25 protein-coding genes are annotated in these 19,165 nt (G+C 43.7%); 5 read left to right on the plus strand and 20 right to left on the minus strand.

Features of this window, described 5'->3' with window-relative positions:
- Nucleotides 1-68: 68 nt before the first annotated feature.
- The gene (locus AC0DBE_RS07075; protein ID WP_014113704.1) at nucleotides 69-965 is read right to left on the minus strand and encodes a 2-dehydropantoate 2-reductase; all 897 of its coding nucleotides are present in this window, start codon (nucleotides 963-965) and stop codon (nucleotides 69-71) included.
- Between the two features lie 159 nt (nucleotides 966-1,124).
- Between AC0DBE_RS07075 and AC0DBE_RS07080 the strand changes: the two genes are divergently transcribed.
- Complete coding sequence (locus AC0DBE_RS07080) at nucleotides 1,125-1,607, plus strand: N-acetyltransferase (protein WP_014113703.1); 483 nt, start codon at nucleotides 1,125-1,127, stop codon at nucleotides 1,605-1,607.
- Nucleotides 1,608-1,664: 57 nt separating this feature from the next.
- On the opposite strand, the gene gerR is transcribed toward AC0DBE_RS07080, so the two are convergent.
- The 3 genes from gerR to AC0DBE_RS07095 all read right to left on the minus strand — a co-directional run bounded on the left by gerR (nucleotide 1,665) and on the right by AC0DBE_RS07095 (nucleotide 3,111).
- Complete coding sequence (gene gerR / locus AC0DBE_RS07085) at nucleotides 1,665-2,246, minus strand: sporulation specific transcriptional regulator GerR (RefSeq protein WP_014113702.1); 582 nt, start codon at nucleotides 2,244-2,246, stop codon at nucleotides 1,665-1,667.
- Nucleotides 2,247-2,391: 145 nt separating this feature from the next.
- The gene (gene rpmF, locus AC0DBE_RS07090) at nucleotides 2,392-2,571 is read right to left on the minus strand and encodes a 50S ribosomal protein L32 (RefSeq protein WP_003154457.1); all 180 of its coding nucleotides are present in this window, start codon (nucleotides 2,569-2,571) and stop codon (nucleotides 2,392-2,394) included.
- A 21-nt stretch (nucleotides 2,572-2,592) separates the two neighbouring features.
- Complete coding sequence (locus AC0DBE_RS07095; protein WP_014113700.1) at nucleotides 2,593-3,111, minus strand: YceD family protein; 519 nt, start codon at nucleotides 3,109-3,111, stop codon at nucleotides 2,593-2,595.
- Nucleotides 3,112-3,138: 27 nt separating this feature from the next.
- Between AC0DBE_RS07095 and AC0DBE_RS07100 the strand changes: the two genes are divergently transcribed.
- Entirely contained in the window at nucleotides 3,139-3,324 is a 186-nt protein-coding gene (locus AC0DBE_RS07100) for a hypothetical protein (protein ID WP_041520944.1), read from the plus strand.
- On the plus strand, nucleotides 3,321-4,568 hold the full coding sequence (locus AC0DBE_RS07105; RefSeq protein WP_472961596.1) for a nucleotidyltransferase: 1,248 nt from the start codon (nucleotides 3,321-3,323) through the stop codon (nucleotides 4,566-4,568). Before AC0DBE_RS07100 ends, AC0DBE_RS07105 begins: the two co-directional genes overlap by 4 nt.
- Nucleotides 4,569-4,584: 16 nt before the next feature.
- Here the strand turns inward: AC0DBE_RS07105 and ddcP are convergent, their stop codons facing one another.
- Both ddcP and AC0DBE_RS07115 read right to left on the minus strand, forming a co-directional pair.
- Complete coding sequence (gene ddcP, locus AC0DBE_RS07110; protein ID WP_472961598.1) at nucleotides 4,585-5,610, minus strand: protease DdcP; 1,026 nt, start codon at nucleotides 5,608-5,610, stop codon at nucleotides 4,585-4,587.
- A 1-nt stretch (nucleotide 5,611) separates the two neighbouring features.
- Nucleotides 5,612-6,394, minus strand: a complete 783-nt coding sequence (locus AC0DBE_RS07115; RefSeq protein WP_472961599.1) for a patatin family protein — start codon at nucleotides 6,392-6,394, stop codon at nucleotides 5,612-5,614.
- Nucleotides 6,395-6,573: 179 nt separating this feature from the next.
- Between AC0DBE_RS07115 and spoVV the strand changes: the two genes are divergently transcribed.
- The gene (spoVV, locus tag AC0DBE_RS07120) at nucleotides 6,574-7,800 is read left to right on the plus strand and encodes a dipicolinic acid transporter SpoVV (RefSeq protein ID WP_061187408.1); all 1,227 of its coding nucleotides are present in this window, start codon (nucleotides 6,574-6,576) and stop codon (nucleotides 7,798-7,800) included.
- Between the two features lie 10 nt (nucleotides 7,801-7,810).
- On the opposite strand, the gene coaD is transcribed toward spoVV, so the two are convergent.
- From coaD to AC0DBE_RS07160, 8 genes are all read right to left on the minus strand, one after another.
- Nucleotides 7,811-8,296, minus strand: a complete 486-nt coding sequence (gene coaD, locus AC0DBE_RS07125) for a pantetheine-phosphate adenylyltransferase (protein WP_003221378.1) — start codon at nucleotides 8,294-8,296, stop codon at nucleotides 7,811-7,813.
- Nucleotides 8,297-8,300: 4 nt separating this feature from the next.
- Entirely contained in the window at nucleotides 8,301-8,855 is a 555-nt protein-coding gene (gene rsmD, locus AC0DBE_RS07130) for a 16S rRNA (guanine(966)-N(2))-methyltransferase RsmD (protein ID WP_014113694.1), read from the minus strand.
- A gap of 324 nt (nucleotides 8,856-9,179) precedes the next feature.
- On the minus strand, nucleotides 9,180-9,452 hold the full coding sequence (locus AC0DBE_RS07135; RefSeq protein ID WP_003221373.1) for a YlbG family protein: 273 nt from the start codon (nucleotides 9,450-9,452) through the stop codon (nucleotides 9,180-9,182).
- A 54-nt stretch (nucleotides 9,453-9,506) separates the two neighbouring features.
- Nucleotides 9,507-9,956, minus strand: coding sequence for a regulatory iron-sulfur-containing complex subunit RicF (gene ricF / locus AC0DBE_RS07140; RefSeq protein ID WP_003221370.1), 450 nt, complete (start codon nucleotides 9,954-9,956; stop codon nucleotides 9,507-9,509).
- Between the two features lie 120 nt (nucleotides 9,957-10,076).
- Nucleotides 10,077-10,316 carry a YlbE-like family protein gene (locus tag AC0DBE_RS07145; protein WP_014113693.1) on the minus strand — a complete coding sequence of 80 codons (240 nt, stop codon included), beginning with the start codon at nucleotides 10,314-10,316 and terminating at the stop codon, nucleotides 10,077-10,079.
- A 15-nt stretch (nucleotides 10,317-10,331) separates the two neighbouring features.
- Complete coding sequence (gene ylbD / locus AC0DBE_RS07150; protein ID WP_014113692.1) at nucleotides 10,332-10,730, minus strand: YlbD family protein; 399 nt, start codon at nucleotides 10,728-10,730, stop codon at nucleotides 10,332-10,334.
- A gap of 290 nt (nucleotides 10,731-11,020) precedes the next feature.
- Nucleotides 11,021-12,061 (minus strand): CAP domain-containing protein, encoded by a 1,041-nt coding sequence (locus tag AC0DBE_RS07155; protein WP_472961604.1) that lies wholly within the window; start codon nucleotides 12,059-12,061, stop codon nucleotides 11,021-11,023.
- Between the two features lie 84 nt (nucleotides 12,062-12,145).
- Complete coding sequence (locus tag AC0DBE_RS07160) at nucleotides 12,146-12,592, minus strand: CBS domain-containing protein (RefSeq protein WP_014113689.1); 447 nt, start codon at nucleotides 12,590-12,592, stop codon at nucleotides 12,146-12,148.
- 139 nt (nucleotides 12,593-12,731) lie between these two features.
- Here AC0DBE_RS07160 and AC0DBE_RS07165 point away from each other — a divergent pair, with 139 nt between their 5' ends.
- Nucleotides 12,732-13,094 carry a YugN family protein gene (locus AC0DBE_RS07165; RefSeq protein ID WP_014113688.1) on the plus strand — a complete coding sequence of 121 codons (363 nt, stop codon included), beginning with the start codon at nucleotides 12,732-12,734 and terminating at the stop codon, nucleotides 13,092-13,094.
- A gap of 30 nt (nucleotides 13,095-13,124) precedes the next feature.
- On the opposite strand, the gene ctaG is transcribed toward AC0DBE_RS07165, so the two are convergent.
- From ctaG to cyoE, 6 genes are all read right to left on the minus strand, one after another.
- On the minus strand, nucleotides 13,125-14,018 hold the full coding sequence (ctaG, locus tag AC0DBE_RS07170; protein WP_014113687.1) for a cytochrome c oxidase assembly factor CtaG: 894 nt from the start codon (nucleotides 14,016-14,018) through the stop codon (nucleotides 13,125-13,127).
- Between the two features lie 26 nt (nucleotides 14,019-14,044).
- A complete protein-coding gene (gene ctaF, locus AC0DBE_RS07175; protein ID WP_014113686.1) occupies nucleotides 14,045-14,377 on the minus strand; it encodes a cytochrome c oxidase subunit IVB in 333 nt (110 codons plus the stop codon).
- Between the two features lie 2 nt (nucleotides 14,378-14,379).
- On the minus strand, nucleotides 14,380-15,003 hold the full coding sequence (gene ctaE, locus AC0DBE_RS07180; RefSeq protein ID WP_003221354.1) for a cytochrome c oxidase subunit III: 624 nt from the start codon (nucleotides 15,001-15,003) through the stop codon (nucleotides 14,380-14,382).
- Nucleotides 15,003-16,871 (minus strand): cytochrome c oxidase subunit I, encoded by a 1,869-nt coding sequence (gene ctaD / locus AC0DBE_RS07185; protein WP_472961608.1) that lies wholly within the window; start codon nucleotides 16,869-16,871, stop codon nucleotides 15,003-15,005. The genes ctaE and ctaD overlap by 1 nt, the downstream gene beginning before the upstream one ends.
- 32 nt (nucleotides 16,872-16,903) lie before the next feature.
- Nucleotides 16,904-17,974 carry a cytochrome c oxidase subunit II gene (coxB, locus tag AC0DBE_RS07190; protein ID WP_472961609.1) on the minus strand — a complete coding sequence of 357 codons (1,071 nt, stop codon included), beginning with the start codon at nucleotides 17,972-17,974 and terminating at the stop codon, nucleotides 16,904-16,906.
- A gap of 230 nt (nucleotides 17,975-18,204) precedes the next feature.
- A complete protein-coding gene (gene cyoE / locus AC0DBE_RS07195) occupies nucleotides 18,205-19,122 on the minus strand; it encodes a heme o synthase (protein ID WP_003221348.1) in 918 nt (305 codons plus the stop codon).
- Nucleotides 19,123-19,165: the final 43 nt, after the last annotated feature.

The raw sequence follows: 19,165 nt of genomic DNA on the forward strand, positions 1-19,165 counted from the left end.
TCTAGAACTTCCTTTCTCCAATAAATAGTTAGTTATCCGAAATGAGTATAGCATGTTACAGAAAAAGCTCAAAAGACTTTGTTTGTATTTCGCTCCAAAGCTTTAATGCTGCCGTATAAAAACTCCAGATGGACGGCATCAAGGCCGTGAAGGCTTGCTTCCTTCAATAAATATCCGATAATAGCGTCAGCTTCTGTCTGCCGGCCTTCAATGACGTCAACCAGCATAGAAGAGCGATTTTCTTTCGTTTGCCCGCAAACGGCCCGAACCCGCTCCCAAGCCTCAGCTTCGTCTTCAAGCTTTAAAATGAGGCAAGCCTCCTGAAAAACCAGTTTCATAAAAGCCAGATAAGCTGGCGTTGTCAGCAGTTCTCCATTTTTCACCTGCAATAACGCGGTTAACGGATTGATACAAGCATTTACAATCAGCTTGCCCGTCAGCAGGCGGTACCAATCCGTCTCATAACGAATTGGAAAATCCGAGTGGTTATGCTGAAGCAAGATGTTCAGCCGATCTGGTTCAGCTTCGTCGAACGCGCTCCATTTTATCGCACCTAAGCCAGTATGATCAACAGCTGTATCTGATTTTCTTACAGCTCCGTGCTCAACGATTCCAACATAAATGGAATGGCCAACGCGCCAGTCTTTTAGGTCGTGGATATGTCCCATGCCGTTTTGCAAAAATAATATGTTCGTTTTCCCGATCCGTTCAAGCCACGGAAAAACAGACTGAAGCTGATGCTGCTTCACTGTCACGACAAGAAGATCAAAATCCGAATTGATATTCGTGTCCGCACTGCAATCAGCGCTGAATTCTTCTCCGCCTTTATAAAGCCGTATCCCTTCAGACTGAATGGCCGCAGCCTGTTCTTTCCGCCTTGTCACAACAGTCACCTCGTGATGAAGTGACAAATAATAGGCGCATAAAAGACCGACGGAACCTCCGCCGATAATTCCAATTTTCATGATGTCACACCCAATTTAGCATTTACGTATTATCATAGCAGAAGTACGAAGAAATTACCGCTCAAAGATATCGTGTGCTTAAAATTAAAGTTTAAATATTTGGATTTTTTAAATAAAGCGTTTACAATATATGTAGAAACAACAAAGGGGGAGATTGGTTTGGTAAAGGTAGAACGTCTGCTCATCAACTATAAAACACTTGAAGAATTCAAGAAATTCAAAGAATACGGCATTCAGGAGCTTTCAATGCTTGAAGATCTTCAGGATAATATTATTGAAAATGACAGCACCTCGCCTTTTTACGGGATTTATTTCGGGGATAAACTTGTAGCGCGAATGAGTCTATATCAAGTTAACGGCAAATCGAATCCTTATTTCGACAACCGCCAGGATTACTTGGAACTGTGGAAGCTTGAGGTTCTTCCGGGCTACCAGAACAGAGGATACGGGACAGCGCTGGTTGAATTCGCTAAATCATTCAAAATGCCGATTCGGACAAATCCGCGAATGAAATCAGCGGAATTTTGGAATAAAATGAACTTTGAAACTGTTAAATATGATATGGCGCGGGACAAAGGGGAAAACCCGCTCATCTGGCATCCTGATATGGATCATGAAATGACACCCGGAGAATCTGCATAGAAATAAAAACAACCGGCCTATTCTTACTCTAGGGCCGGTTCATTTCAAGCCGTTTCATTACGTTTCTTGAGCCGCTTTTTTCATTCTTCCGTCTTCTTTTGAAACAACCATTTTTCTCGCCCGATCCATGATATCGATCAGTGCCTTGTAATCCTCTTCTGTCATCTCTAGCTGGTTCCTCAATGTTTGATTTTCACTCCGTAAATCCTCAAGCTCGTTTTGCAGCGTTTGGATTTGCTCCTTCAATTTTTCCCTTTCGAGCTGAAATTCTTGTGCAGACGGCGCTTCTTTGAATTGTTCGAGAAATTGAATCACATCCTGAATGGACAAATCTCGTTTTCCTTCTGACGCTGCCGCAGCAGTCTGCTTGACGGAATTCGGCATATTGACCGAATGAACGCCGATTTGCTTTCTCAGTTCTTTCCTCTGCTTTTTCGCAAGCTCTATGCCTGACTGGTATTGTTTTCTCACATACGAGTTCCACCTGAAACCACAGGCTGCCGCGGTTCTGGTCAGCGCCCTTCCAACCTCCTCAAAGGCGGAAAGCTGTGTTCCTCCCTCTCGAATATGACGAAGCACCACTTCTGCCAGCAGCAAATCCTCATCCTGAGTCCAAGCATCTTGTCTTGTAATGGTCAAATTCAATCTCCCTCCATGTCAGCTTATTTATCTCATACATATGCCGGTAATAGATTAGATAGACTATTTGCACTCACAAATTTTCCGCAAGCTGGCAGGGAGAGAAAAAGAAAAAGCGCAGGGCTTTCACCCTGCGCTTTTCTTATTAGTTACTTTTTACATTTATGTCTTTGCCGTTGTATGATCCGCATGCTTTGCATACACGGTGAGACAATTTCATCTCTCCGCATGACGGACATTCTGTCATACCAGGTACATTAAGTTTGAAATGTGTACGGCGCAATCTTTTCTTCATTTTAGAAGTTCTTCTAAAAGGTACAGCCATTATTCCCACCTCCTTAAAGAGTTAAGATTCATCATCTTGTTTTAAGAGCTTTTCTAGGGCTGCAAGTCTCGGATCAACTTGATTCTTCTTGTCTTCCTCCGAAATGACTTGCCAGTCCTTTCCTTCTTGAGGAGCAGCTCCTTTTTCTTGTTCAGATTCACAAAAGATTTGCATAGGGATTTCTAAAAGAATTTCTTCTTTCACGATCGGAGTTAAGTCGATAGTATCGTCCTCAACAATGTGAACGTCATCATCTTCTATATCATCCGTCTGATGAAATATAAACAGTTCTTTTGTTGAAATTTCAAATGGATACGGAACATCAACGAGTGTTCTTGAGCATGGCAAAATCATTTCGCCTGAAATTGTAAAATCAAACGAAACCTGTTTGGATTTGATATCCGCTCTGCCCTTCACCCGAACGGGAGAAATGCGGCGAATGTCAGAATTCACCTTTGTCAGCTCATTTAACTCAACTGTTTCATCAAACTCAAAACTTTGTTTCGGCATTTGATGCAGCTGATAAATCGTCCATTTCATTTGTATCACCTCATGAAAGCAACAAACATGATTATAGCTTTTAAGATTGTTTTTGTCAATATTTTTTCTTTACAGCATAATGCTGCCATTGAAGTATCGTTGACAGCGGAATATACGATGCATACACTTAAAATAAAAATAAGACGTAAGAGTTTTCATTTGCAAATGTACCATACGTTTTTAAACATAGCAAGAAAGGCGGAAAAAATATGAAAGCTGTCGGATTGGTGGTTGAATATAATCCCTTTCATAACGGTCACCTTTATCATGCCCAAACAGCAAAGCGGCAAACCGGATGCGACACGGCTGTTGCGGTAATGAGCGGACATTTTTTACAGCGCGGAGAACCGGCTGTAGTATCAAAATGGGCCCGAACAAAAATGGCGCTGCAAAACGGAGTCGATGTTGTCATTGAGCTGCCATATCTTTACGCGGTGCAAAAAGCGGACATTTTTGCACGCGGCAGTGTTTCCATCCTGAACAAACTTGGATGCGAGGCGCTGTTTTTCGGGAGTGAAAATGGTGATATTGAGCCGTTTTTAGAAACAGCAAGGCTTATTGATGAACATAAACATACATTTGATCAGCGTATTAAAGAAGAACTTAAAAAGGGTTCCAGTTATCCAGCCGCGGCAGCTATCGCATTCAGCTCCATTTTACATACCGAAAGTGCACTTGATTTGTCAAAACCAAATAACATTCTGGGATATCATTATGTAACTTCTATTCTTTCCGGGGGATATTCGATGAAACCTAGTACTACAGCACGCATCTCCTCGGACTATCATGATGCCGACCTTCCTGAAGGCGAAAACTATATCGCAAGTGCCACAAGCATCAGAAAAGCGATGATTGAACAGAGTCTTGATGCCTACCTTCGTTTTCTTCCTGCTGCATCTGCACGTGAATTAGCACATTACCGCAAATCTTTCGGACTGTGGCATACACCTGAAAGCTATTTTTCTTACTTAAAATACAGCCTTTCAACTGTAACATCACAGGAATTACAGCAAGTATACGAGGTGGAGGAAGGCTTAGAGCACAGAATTCTACGTTCGATCAGAAAAGCCAGCTCCTATCAGGAATTTATGGAGCTGCTGAAAACAAAACGTTATACGTGGACAAGACTCCAGCGGATGAACACTCACATTTTAACCAGAACGAAAAAACAGGATATGCACAAGCTGCTGAAAGACGAAGAGGTGCCTTATATCAGGCTGCTCGGCATGACGAAAAAAGGACAGGCTTATTTATCGGAAAAGAAAAAAGCGCTGTCTGTTCCGCTTGTCAGCAAACTGTCCTCTTTCTCCCATCCAGCTCTCGATCTGGACATAAAAGCAAGCAGAATCTACAGCATGCCGATAGAAGAGCCGCTAAGAACTGAGTTTGACCTGCAAGAATACGGACATGCACCGATTCGATATGACGAGGATGAACAACGTTTTTTAAATATATAGAAAAAGCACCTGAGGATCAGGTGCTTTTCGCTTTCAGCTTATTCAAATAATCAATCGCATCCTGCATCATATCAACAGGCACAATCTTCATATCTGAGTCAATATCTTTTGCTGTTTTTACTGCGTTTTTATAATCGGAATTGCTGGCGCCGCTTTGATTTGGCGCGAAGAAAATGTCTTTTCCAGCTTTGTCTGCGGCGACGACTTTTTGATCAATGCCGCCGATCGGACCTACTTTTCCGTCAACATCAATCGTACCTGTTCCCGCAATATCGTAGCCTTTTGTTTCATCTGTTTTTGTCAGCTGATTATAGATTTCAAGTGACATAATTAAACCTGCTGACGGGCCGCCGATATTTTCGATTTCAAAATCAATATCAGGTTCCACTTTGACGTTTCTGTCCGTATAGAGCGAAACTCCGATTCCTGCCCGATCTGGCTCATCAGGAAATTGTTTTAACGTAAGGGCGACACGCTTTACTTTTTCTTCTCTTTCGATTTTTAACGTGACTTTATCTCCAGCTTTTTTGCTGCTGATATAATCAATCAGCTTTTCAGCAGACTGATAGTTTTTGCCGTCTGCACTGATGATTTTATCACCGACTTCTATTTTCCCTTTTGCAGGCATGTTTTCCACAACCGAGCTTGCGTATATGCCGTTAAAGGAATAGGTGACTTTTTTTCCTGCCTGTTGATAGGCGGCTATAACCGCGTTTTCTTGCGAGCTTTGCATCATTTGGAGCTGCCTTTTCATATACTCCTTATCTGATTCACCTTCTTCCTTGATGCTCTCATCAGGAACAATTTCATAATAAGGGTGCATCTTTGCCCACACATATGTAAACGGATTAGCCGGCCCCACTTTGACAGTCATTAAGGACAGACTCCCTGTTTCCGGGTAGCCTCCCTCCACTTTTATCAGTGAAGCAAGTTCTGTCGCTTCTCCCGGTTTTGTAATATAGTATGGAAGTTTTATAAATGATAAAACGGCAATCAGAATGAGGATGACAAGCATCCAGCTAAAATGTTTTTTACGTAGCAAGTTATGAGCCCTCCCAATTCTCTATTTCTTTTCTTATCTTGCTGATCATTCGGTTTGTCGCCTCCTCGCCTGCCGATATCATTGCTTCAATATTGGCAAACGAGCTTGAGCTGTATGTTTCAAGAGAAGGGCGAATCATGATATCTGCGGCGATCGTTTGATGTCGCACCAATTCATTTTGCAGTATATCCATACTTTTCATAATCACATCAAAAATATGCGCCGCCGTTTCGGTTTTTCGAACCCTAGAGACATCCGAGGCGATGATGATATCAGCCCCCATGTCTTTTACAACAGAAACCGGAATTCGGTCGACGACCGCACCGTCTACAAGGAGACGTCCGTCCAGCCTCTGCGGAATAAAAATACCCGGTATGCTGATGCTGGCCCGCACCGCATCTGATACTGACCCTTTACGGAACACAATCTTTTCTCCTGTCTGTAAATCACACGCAACAATACCCAGCGGGATTTGGAGCTCTTCGATCGGTTTTCCGAATGTATAAGCATGTACAAGCTGCCTGACGCGGTCACCTTTTAGAAAACCGAGTCTGGGCATCGTATAATCAGCATAAAGCCGCCGTTTAAAGGCTTTGGCGACTTTTCTCATCGTTGCCACATCATGGCCGGCGGCATAGAAACTGCCCACCAAAGCGCCCATGCTGCTCCCCGCAATCATATCTACTTCAATTTGGTGCTTATGTAAACTGGAAAGCACACCGAGATGAGCGAGCCCTCTGGCCCCTCCCGATCCTAACGCTAACCCGATTTTAGGTTTGGCCAACGCGTTAACCTCCTGCCTGAATTCCCTGTATACCGAATTCTATGGTCTAAACTGAACCCCTATGCTCGTATATTAGTACAAAGAATCAAGAGGACAGGTACTGCTTGGCCGTTTCGTGTCATACATTATTTTATCATGAATACATGTCATTGGGCATTTTTAGCATCGGGGAGGTAAGAATGAACTTGTCGAAGATTAATACACTTTTGATTGCTTCGTTTTTTCTTTTTTTAACAGCGACTGTCATCTCACATCCGCAGGCCTCATTCGAAGCCTCTAAAACCGGGCTTTCTATGTGGTGGGAGGTTGTATTTCCGTCATTGCTGCCATTTTTTATTCTGTCTGAACTCTTAATTGGTTTTGGCATTGTGCGGTTTGTCGGTGTTTTGCTTGAACCTTTTATGCGTCCGATCTTTCGCGTGCCCGGTGTTGGCGGCTTTGTTCTTGCTATGGGAATGGCATCAGGAAACCCAGCGGGAGCAAAACTCACTGCCCGTCTGCGGCAGGAAAAACAGATTTCAAGAGTAGAAGCAGAACGGCTTGCGTCGTTTACCAATTCTTCAAACCCGCTCTTTATTTTCGGCGCTGTTGCCGTCGGTTTCTTTCAAAACGCGTCATTGGGCATTTTATTGGCTTCTGCACACTATTTGGGGAATCTGGCTGTCGGTTTAACGATGCGTTCCTATGGCCGCAAGGAAGAGCAGCATCTCAGAGGGAAGAAAACAATACCTTTTCCTTCGATCAAAGATGCTTTACACGCTCTGCATACCGCCAGACTCGCGGAAAAACGGCCTCTGGGCAAAATTTTAGGCGACGCCGTGACCTCTTCTGTTCAAACCCTTCTTATGGTGGGTGGCTTTATTATTTTATTTTCTGTCTTTAACCGGCTGTTGTCCGTGGTGCAGCTGACTGATATTCTGTCTGTTTTCACAAAAGGCGTGCTGACTTTGTTTCAGCTTCCAGCTCAATTGGACATTCCCCTTTTATCAGGGATGTTTGAAATCACGTTAGGTAGCAAGCTTGTCAGCGAGACAGATGTCTCTCTTCTTCAAAAAGCCATTGTCGTCAGTTTTATTCTCGGGTTTAGCGGCTTTTCCGTTCAAGCTCAGGTGGCAGGTATTTTATCGGAAACCGATATCAGATTTAAACCATTCTTTATCGCACGTTTGCTGCAGGGCGTTTATGCCGCCGTCTTCGTCATGCTTTTATGGAAACCGCTTTACACGGCATGGCATGATCCGTATCAGTATGTATTTAAATCTCTTAATAGCAGCGAAATGCCAACTGCATTTATAAACGGCTGGAATCTGCTTGTGCAGATTGGACCCGCTGTCACATTATGCGCGCTGTTTACGTACATTATCATTTTTTCTTACAGACTGACAAACGGAACAAAAAAAGGATGAGTCAAAACCCTCATCCTTGTCTAAATTTTTGTTGAAGCGCCAGCTCTACTTCCGGCGGCACAAACTCTGAGACCGATCCATTGTATCTTGCCACTTCTTTTACGATGCTTGAACTTAAAAACGAATATTGATTGTTGGTCATCATAAAAAACGTCTCAATGGATTCATCAAGCACACGGTTTACGGAAGTCCCCTGCATCTCGTATTCAAAATCAGATACCGCTCTCAAGCCTCTTAAAATCGCTTTCGCCTTTTTTCTTTTTGCATAATCAATTAACAGTCCCTGCGACGTTTCAACTGTTATGTTCGGAATGTCTTTTGTCACTTCTCTCAGGAGCTCACACCGCTCTTCTACACTGAACAAAGGCTTTTTCGAAGAATTATTCAGCACACATACATACACTTGTTCAAAAATATGCGCCCCGCGTCTGATGATATCCAGATGCCCATAGGTCACCGGATCAAAACTGCCGGGACAGACAGCTATACTCGCCACATCACTACCCCCTCTTTTTATAAATCGCTACACCTGTAAGTCCATAGGTTTCTTTTCTTGCCATCACAAGATCTCCTACGGTTTCGGGAAGCTCGACCTCTCTGTCATGCTCAGCAACGATAAAGCCGTCTTCTTCCAGCATTTGATATTCATCAATCATCGTTAAAAGCGCTTTTAGCTTTTGTTCCTTGTACGGCGGATCAAGAAAAATTCCGCGAAAGCCTGTTTCTCTTTTTGCAGCAGCGTGCAAAGCCCGTTCCGCATCATTCCGGTATACCTGGGCATGTTTTGTAAGCTCCAGCGTTTTTAAATTTGATTTTATCGTTTGAATCGCTTTAAAATCACGGTCAACGAATATACAATGCTCAAACCCGCGTGAAAGCGCTTCGATTCCAAGACCTCCGCTCCCTGCGAATAAGTCAAGTCCCCTGCCCCCATCAAAATAAGGGCCGATCATATTGAAAATGGATTCCTTCACTTTGTCGGTTGTCGGTCTAGTTGATGTTCCCGGCACAGCCTTTAGTGAACGGCCTTTTTTTGATCCAGAAATTACTCTCATGTTCCACACCACTTTTTCTAAAAGCTATTTTGTTTCTTTGTTCGGCCGGACGCCGCTATGTACATAGAAAAAAATCAATCCTATCTTAACATAAAGCATTCTTTCAAACAATGAATGCTAATTCTAATAAACAGGTGTATAGGCGGACTGATCCTTGTCCATACTATAAGCAACAGCATCTAGAGGATGTTGTTGCCAACCGCGGAGAAGACTTACGTTTCCCCATAAGTTCTTCCTCCGGTTTCTCCTCTCCCTTTGCCTTCTCCTTAACATGTTAAGGAATAGAAGGACCCCGCAGAAGTCTGCGGGGATTTTTTTATACAGCTATATGCCGATTTTATAATCGTATTCTTTTGCTTTATCAAGCTTTGACTCGAATTCCAATTTTAAAAACGGTTTATAAGAAGGCTCTACTTTTTTCACAAAAGAGTAAGACGCAATCTTGTCCATTGTTTTTTCAATTTGGTCCATATCGCAATACAGCACGACATATTTTAAGCGTTTTGATACATAGTGCACATTTCCGAACTTCCTCAGCATTTTGCTTTGCTTTAGGGAATGCAGATACACAATCATGCCCTGGCGCCTATTCTCCAATACAATCACCTGCCTGATTTCTCTTATATGTAAAAGACGAGACGGCCAGTCTCGTCAGGACACTTTGCATCCGCAGCTTCCGCCTGAACCGCAGCCGCCTCCGCATGAAGACAAACCGTCAAAATAAGGGTTCCCAGTCGGAACTTTAACATGCTCCGAAACAGCTGTCCCAATCTCGACGCTAACCTCATCAAGAATAGACTGAAGCTCATTTTCAGCTCTCTTGAAGTCAGCCACCTTATCGTTCAGGTCCAGCTCCCGCTTGATCTCCCTCATTTTCCGGGATATTTCTCTATAGTCAGGATGATATTTGCCAAAACGCTGTACATCCTCATACTGCTCTTTTATTTTGATAAAAGAACGAATAATCCGCCCTGCCTCTTCATCTTCTTGGAGACGCTTGTAACAATTGCGGTAGTTCTCAGCCGTCTCCGACTGCAGAATCATCTCGGCAAGCTGCTGAGCTTCACTTTGAAGCCGCACGGATTCCATCGTCGCATACATAGCACGCACCTCCAGTTGTTAGTTTACCACGAAACCAGCCAATTGGAAAATGCTTAACCGCAAGCCCGAAAACAATCTCCCTGCATTTACAGCATGAAAAAAGACCCTCTTTCGGGCCTTTTAATCTTTTGTCCGCATCGCTTGAAACATTTGCATCATCATTTGCGCCATTTGAATCCCGTTCGTAAATTGGTTCACCCGGTGCGGTATGGTTTTTTCATAAAAGTTCATCATCTCAAGCTGAAAGGAGGACAGATCATCCGGTTTTCTCGAAAGTCTGCGGTACCATATCGGCTGTTCTCTGATGAATCGTTTCCGTTCTTCGTTTGCTAAAATAAATTCCTGAACCTCTTTGCGCATATGAGCTCCCCTTTTTTAATCCTTTCGAAAAGAAAAAGGATGCTGTCCAGAGCCTGGCTGAGATTGCTTCTGGCTGCTCCCGGAAAATGTATGAAGAAGACTTTGCAACGATGAGATCGACTGGCTCATTTTATTGATTTGTTCGTTCATTTGGTTGACATCCATCTTTTTCACCGCAGTCACCATTTTAGAGACAAAATCATTTTTTTGCTCTGTTTCAGGCACAGCTTCTGCAGCTTCTTCCGGTTCCCGATACGGATCCCAAATCGGGTCGCTCTCCCCGAAGAGGACCCAATTTTCATATACGTCCTGCCAGCTTCTTTGTTCTTTGCGTACTTCTTTTATCAGCTTGGGATGCTTTTTGACGAATTGTTTAAAGTCATTGATTGAATGATTGGCATGTTGATTCGCCACAATCCTCACCCCCTCCGAAAATCGATACCTACTACAATGTATCGTTTTGTCAGGCATTGTGTTCGCCTATATTCGTTCCCGAATGAATTTTCAGCTTTGCCCCATACACTCGTGAAAGAGCCTTACTGAAGGAATGGGAATCTGCCTCCTCAGCAGCCATGTTGTCAGAAAAGGAAAACAACACATTTATTCCGCTGCAGCTCTTATGCACGCAACGACACATGCATTCAGATCATTAAGCTTTTGTGAAAATTAGAAAAACCGCGGAACCATTCCTCCGCGGCTTTTCATTACCATCGCTTAATAAAATTTTGAGTGTAATATTTTCGGTCTACTCCGACACCGAGATGCGTATAATCTGAATTCAGAAGCGCTTTTCGATGGCCCTCACTATTCAGCCAGCCTTCTACAGCAGCCGGGCCGTCCACATAATTATATGCAATATTTTCTCCCGCTTGCTGAAAGTCAACATGCCCTTCTTCTAAGCGGTCTTTCAGCGTGCCGTATTTTTTAGAGACATGGGAGAAATAATTATTTTCCTTCATATCCTGGCTATGTCCAAAGGCCACTTCCGCCGTCGGCTGATCCCACTCAAGCCTTGCAAGCCCATGTTTGACGCGTATGACATTCGTCAAATCAAGTATTTGCTTTTCACTCGTCGTTTGGATCTTTTTCCACTTATCATCTGAAACAGATTCCGGTTTCATTAATTCACCGCGGTACACAACCTCATAAGGTCTTTGCTTTACAAAGGTTTGCGCATCAAACGCCCTGATGCTGGATAGCTTCCCCTCAAATTTGTCCATATACAGCTGGACATACATCTTTCCTACCTTAACAGTCGGCCTGGTATTGATATCCTCTTCAGAAAACTCAAACCGATAGGAATTTCCTTTATACTCTACATTCACAAACGGTGCCACCTGGGTCGTCTTGAATACTTCTCCGGTTGTTTCACCAATTTTGAAAGGCTTCGCGTTAATATCATTCCCAGTAGCAAATAATGTGACCACTTTATTGTTTAATACCCCAATTTGGACATACTGGTCCTTTCCCTGATTGTATACCCACCAATCGTAATCATAAGCTGAAGGGTCAATGCGTTCTGGTTCCCCAAGCTTTTTCATTACATCATCGGCGGACTTGCCCATAAAGGACAATAATCCTGAGGTCGGCATATGTATTCGTTTGCCGCTTTGCGCTTCCTCGTTAGACACTTGAGGCTCGCTGTCATTTGATTTTTTTTCAGGAACAGATCCATATTGAATAAACAGAACATAAGTTCCGCAGATAATCAAGAGGATAACCATCGCTCTCAAGATATTTTTCAATCTATCACCCCCGTAGCGAATCACTATGTCTTGCCTTACATCTCATTACAATACAGCCTATTTAACATGTCAAAGATTTATGTGTTAATGAAAAAAGCCTTCTTCTCTATTATCCCCCTCGGAAATATCCGATAAGGCGCTGCCGGCACGTTCATTCGTTTGCTCAGATAAAGAAAGATCACCAAGCGTGACAATTCCAGTCAGCTTTTTGTTTTTTGTAACAGGTATCCTTCTGAGCTGATGGGATGCCATCAAATGAAGAACCTCATCGACTGAAGCATCTTCATCTACGCTGACAGGTTTTTCGGTCATCGCGTCAGTGATTTTTTGCGAGTTTGGTTTTTTTATGGCGATTCCTCTTAACACGAGATCGCGGTCGGTCACGATGCCGACCAGTGTTTCTCCATCCTCATCAACTACCGGAATCGCCCCTACATTCGCGTCTTTCATCTTTACCGCAGCTTCATATACATTATCTAATACCGTGCAATATTGCAAGTCGGCTGTCATCAGATCTTTTATTTTTGTCATCCGTATAACCTCCTTTAGTCTAGTGCTATTGTCGTCAAAATTTAATTTTTGCATACTTTCAAAAGAAGAAGATTCATTGAAAGTTTAACGCTTTCATACTATGATTGTCAGGAAAGGTAATTTTTATAAGGAGGGGTCAGTGTTGAAGTTTACTGAAAGCGGACTTGAAGGGGTAAAGGCTGAGCTCAGCTGGCTAGACGACTTGATGGAAAGCAAAGGCCTCGTCAGAGCGGGTCAATGGGATTACGAAAGAGTCACCTATGACAAGAAGTTTTCGACGATTGAGGGTACGTTTTACCTGCGGATACAGGGCATTGCGGCAGAGGGCGATGTTGGAAGCGGCCGCGCCGTGATTCAATTAATGTCCCCTCTCTTAGGCAAGCATTACTACCCGCACGGAGTAGAATATGGAGAAACGGAAGAGTTTCCCGTACAGGTTGTAACAAAAAGCAAAGCACTGATTCAGGACATATCCGACATGTTAAAAACAGTTCAAATGTAATGAAAAGGTACAGCATTTTCGCTGTACCTTTTATGATATCGTTTGCTGAATATACGGTGGCTCCTCCTGCCCGTCCTTTTCCCTTTCTTTCTTCACCCATTGGAAAAAAACAATCGCCAAAAAAGTGCCGTACACAATTTCCTGAATGATTTTCATCATAACTGCTCCGAGCTGCTGATCCTCTAACAAAGGCAGTGTATTTAACATCTCTGGTCCTGTTAATGGGACCTGCCCCATCATATCCGCAGGCACACAAAGCTTCATTGCCTCAGCCCACGCAGACGGATCTGTATAGGTGGCATATAACGGCGCGCCGCTGAACATGATCAGCGCGCAAGCAGGCGTAAGCAGCATACCGTCCGCCATAATATATCCCAGCTTCATCAAGCCGCTGAGCTGCCCGAGACGCTCGACCTTATGAACAAGCGGCCACCACATCAAAAACGCAAGCACAAAGATAAGCCAAGTCATTAATGTATGGTATAACGAATCTGTTTTGACAGTATCAAATATAAGCGGAACATGATATAAAGAAAAAATGCCGTTAAACAAAAGCAAAGCAATTAAAGGCTTCGTGAAAAATGAAAAAACCGGTTTAATGGCAGGCCTGAAAATGATTTTCTCCCAAAGCCATGCAGGAATTCCCGCGATCAATAGCGGCGGGACGACCAAATACAGGACAGCCATCTGCACCATATGCGCGCTGAACATAATATGTCCGAGCAGATCAACCGGACTTCCCTCGGCTGCATATAAAAACAGCATCGCCGATAGAAAGCACACCATCTGTTTACCCGTTATTCGATTTGGCTTTGAAGACATTCGCCTGTAAAAATAGAGATAAAGCACTGTAATGCCCAACAAGATACAAAAAAGATAAGGGCTCCACATCGCGCGAAACCCAAATACCTCTAGCTGATTCATTTCTTCACCTCCGGCGGCTGTTCAAATTACCACCATATAATTGTGACAAACGCAAGCACAGTGATGAACGCGACAAACATGCCTGAATACAAAAACATTGCCGGCGCCTCATGCCCTTTTTGATTCATATGCATGAAATAATACAGCTGGAAAATGACTTGAATTGCAGCTAGCAAAATAATGAAAGGAATCGTAAACCAGCTGCCTACACCGTCCGTTGCCACTGTCAGAAATGCAACAATCGTAAGACCGATCATTAAACCAAAAGACAGAACCTGATATTTCATCTCCTGAGCGTGCTTCTTTTTCTTAAATTCAAGGTCGCTGTTGATATGCCCTCTGCTTTTTTTACCGACCATGTTTATCCCACCATCCCCATTAAATATACAACGGTAAAGATGAAGACCCACACGACATCAATAAAGTGCCAATATAGACTGGCAACATAAAACTTAGGCGCCGTATACAAGTTCAGCCCCCTCTTGGCATTACGGATCATCAGCGTGCTGATCCACATAAGCCCAAATGCCACGTGGGCGCCGTGTGTACCGACAAGCGTGTAAAACGCGGAACCGAGCGCAGAGCTTGTGATCGTAAAGCCAAACTCATGGGTGTAATGCTTAAACTCATAAATTTCCAGTCCTAAAAAGCCAGCCCCCAATAAGATCGTAATTCCCAGCCAAAGCTGCATTTTGCCGAAAGAAAAGTTCTTCATGTGGTACATCGCGTACACACTCGTTAAACTGCTCGTTAATAGCAGCATTGTGGCGATAAACACAAGTGTTACATCGAACATTTCCGTCGTAGGCGGATCACCGGCATTTGAATTCCGGAGTGCAAGAAACGTTGCGAAGAGAGACGCGAACAAAACTGTCTCTCCCCCAAGAAAAAGCCAAAAGCCTAAAAATTTATTTTTCCCTTCCAGCGTTACTTTTTCGGGAGAAGCTGGAAAGGTTTCTGCGGTGAATTTTTCTTCAATTTGCATTATGCCTTCACCCCTTTATCATCATTCGGCAGTTCCTCTTTATGAATATGATAGCCGTGATCATCAATTACTGAACGAAGCAGCATCGTAATAAATGTGATGCCGAGTCCGATAAAGATCACCGGCAGCCCCCAAGCGTGATCGGTTCTGTACAACAGCCCGAACGCTGCGACAAAAAGGCCGAAGGAAATGATGAACGGCAGGATTGAGCCGTTTGGCATATGAATATCATCAACCGGTTCAGCCGGCGTCATTGATTTGTGTCCTGCATGCTTCTCGATCCAAAACGGATCAAGCCCTCTGACAAAAGGAAGCTGTTTAAAGTTATACTCAGGCGGCGGTGAAGAAACGGTCCATTCAAGGGTACGTCCATCCTGCCATGGATCAGCTCCGACATATTCGCCTTTTACCGATGTCCAAATGACATTGACTAGCAGAAGAATAACAGCTGCCGCCATAAAAAACGCCCCGATTGTACTGATCAAGTTGCCGGTTTCAAGACCCTGGCCTGGCAAAAACGTATAAACCCGGCGCGGCATCCCCATTAAACCGACAAAATGCTGAATGAAAAACGTGAGGTGAAAGCCGATAAAAAACAATACAAATGAAATTTTCCCCATCGTCTCATGCAGAATTTTACCAAACATTTTCGGCCACCAGAAATGAACGCCGGCTAAAAGGCCGAATACCACGCCGCCAATAATGACATAGTGAAAGTGCGCCACCACAAAATACGTATCATGGAACTGATAATCAGCAGCTGCTGCTGCCAGCATGACACCCGTCACACCGCCGAGCACGAAGGACGGAATAAATGAGACGGCATACAGCATCGCTGTCGTATACTTCACATTTCCTCCCCAGATCGTCAAAAGCCAGTTAAAAATCTTAATCCCGGTCGGTATCGCGATAGCCATTGTGGCAACCGCAAAAATCGCATTTGCAATCGGCCCCAGACCTGTCGTAAACATGTGGTGCACCCAAACCATAAAGCCCAGAAAGCCAATGAGCACGATGGCAAAAACCATTGATGAATACCCAAACAAACGCTTTCTGGCAAACACAGGGATGACCTCTGAAAATATACCGAATGCAGGCAAAATTAAGATATAAACCTCCGGATGGCCAAAGATCCAAAATAAATGTTCCCAAATGACCGTATTTCCGCCAAGCTCGGGATTAAAGAAATTGGTGCCGAACAGCCGGTCCAGCATCATCAGAGCCAATCCGACCGTAAGCGGAGGAAATGCAAACAAAATCAATGCTGAGGCTACAAATGTCGTCCATGTGAACAAAGGCAGCCTCATGTACGTCATGCCGGGAGCTCTCATGTTGATAATCGTGGCCAAAAAGTTAATCCCGGCTATCAGCGTCCCAAGCCCCGATATTTGCAGTCCGAGGACGAAAAAGTCTATGCCGTGCCCTTCAGAATGAAGCGAAAGTGAGGCGTATGACGTCCAACCCGCGTCTGGCGCTCCGCCCAAAAACCAGCTTAGATTTAAGAAAATGCCCCCGAAAAAGAAGAGCCAAAAACCGAGCGAGTTTAAAAATGGAAATGAAACGTCACGGGCCCCAATCTGCAAGGGAACGACCGCATTCATCAAGGCAAATAAAAGCGGCATCGCAGCCAGAAAGATCATTGTCGTCCCGTGCATTGTCATTACTTCATTGTACGCTTGGGCACTGAGAAAAGCATTTTCCGGCTTTGCAAGCTGAATTCTGATAAACATCGCTTCAATTCCCCCGACAAGAAAGAAGAATCCCCCGGCGATTAAGTAAAGAATTGCGATTTTTTTATGGTCCACCGTCGTCAAATAATCCCAAAGTATAGATCCGCGCGTCCGTTTTTCTGTAAGCGCATTCAACATATGTGACCTCCCCCAATATCTCCCTTTCTTCCCTACTTGCTTTCCGTTTTTAAGCCTTTTAAGTATTCATAAAGCGCATCTGTTTCACTGTCTGAGAGCTTCGGATAAGTTCCTGTCATTTTGTTACCCGGTTTTATGCTCTCAGAATCCTTCAGCCAAGCCTTCACATTTTCTTCGTTGGCGTCTTTCACCCCTGCCACTTTTGCCCTTTCACCGAAGGTCGCCAAATTAGGAGCCGTTCTCGCTGCTTCTGCACGCTTATCATTCGGCTCTACTGCATGGCAGCTCAGACAGTTCTTCTCTTTAAACAGTTCTTCGCCCTGCTTAGCCAAATCGCTCTCTGTTGTAGACTTATAGTTTTTCATTTCTTTTGTCCAGCCCTGGAATTCTTTTGCAGACATCGTCTTTACCTTAAAATCCATCAGCGCGTGTGAAGGGCCACAAAGCTCTGCACACTTCCCAAAAAACATATCTCCTGCCTCTTTGCTTCGTTTTGAATCAAATGTCAGGAAAAACTTATTTTCATTATCCGTATTCGTATCAAGTTTTCCTCCAACAGAAGGAATCCAGAAGGAATGTTTTACATCTGAAGCTTTTAAATTAAAATATACACGCTGGTCTGTCGGCACAATCAGCTCCTGGCTTGTGATAATGCCGTAATCAGGATATTCAAACTCCCACCAATATAAATTTGCCCGGACATTGACTACGAGAGCATCCTCGGCTTTTCGGCCTTTCTTATCCATTGGTGATGTATCTGCAAGCTCAAGCGTATATAATACGACAGGGATCACAAGAATAATGAGCAGCAAAATCGGGATCACGGTCCATGTGATTTCTAAAATTTTGTTCCCCTCTACCTGTTTCGGTATCGTGTTCTCACCGACCCGTGATCTTCTGAATCTCACAATTACATAAAAGAAGATAACAGATACTACTGCAACAACAACCACCATAATCAATGTGCTGAGCACTGTCAGGTCATACTGTTTATCAGCCACCTCGCCAGCAGGCTTGAGCGTGGATAAAAAAGGTTTTCCACATCCGCTTAATAGAAGCGGCACCAAGGCTAATAATAAAATAAGACGCCAATGCTTTACCATTTCACCCAACCCCTTTTCTGGTCAATACAAAGGCGGAAAGCAGATTCGCAATCCAGCCTATCACCAATAAAGCACTTACATTTCCTCTTCTCTTAAATTATGAGTTTTTTTACTCAAAATGCCATCTATGTATAAAAGTAAAGCCGCCTGATTAAACAAGAGGTCAAGGCGGCATTTACTAGTTGTCATCGTTTATTTTGAAGCGATAAAACAAGCATCATATCTATTTTTTAGAAAAGCGTCAAGACAACCATGGCAACGAAATAGATTGTCATGTAGTTAAGCGAATAAACGAACATCTGCGTTGCCCACTTCATGATATTCTTGGAGCGGAAGCCCATTAAGCCAAGAATCAGCCAGCCGATATTTAACAGCAAGCCGAGAATGACAATCGGAAGGCCCAGGCTTCCAAGGAAAAACGGAAGCGGCATCAGGCACGCAACCCACACAATAATTTGTCTTTTTGTCACTTCAAATCCGTATACGACAGGAAGCATCGGAATATTTGCAGCTCTGTAATCCTCCGTTTTCTTAATAGCCAATGCTAAGAAGTGAGGAATCTGCCAAATAAATAAAATCATGAATAATACCCACGCTACGACACCGATATTTCCTTCCACTGCCGTCCATCCAATAAGCGGCGGCACTGCACCGGAAACACTTCCTACTACTGTGTTAATCGTATAGCGGCGCTTCGTCCACATTGTGTACAATACAACATACGTAAAGACTCCGATAAAACCAATAACAGCAGCCATAACAGTTGTCATCAACAGCATGATCAACCCTAAAGCAACCAGCAAAATTCCAGACCATAACGCCTGATTCGGCTGAATTTTACCCGTAACCGTCGGTCTTACTTTCGTACGCTCCATAACATGGTCAATGTCCCGGTCATACCAGTTATTGATCGCGCAGGAGCCCGCAATAATCAGAGAAGACCCGATTAATGTAAGAAGAACGGTGTTTATATTGCCTAAAAAACTCAAACCGGAAATATGCAGTGCAAGCCACATTCCAGTAAAAGTCGTGATGAGATTAGAATTGACGATCCCTATTTTAATAAGGGACAGAAAATCTTTCCACGCCGTTGTTTCTTCAATTTGTCCGTCTATAGCTGTATCATTTAAGATTCTGGAGTTAGCCATAACGTAAACCTCCCTTACAAACCTAACGCAGGAGAATAAAAAA

It is taken from the genome of Bacillus sp. VA15, assembly GCF_055721145.1.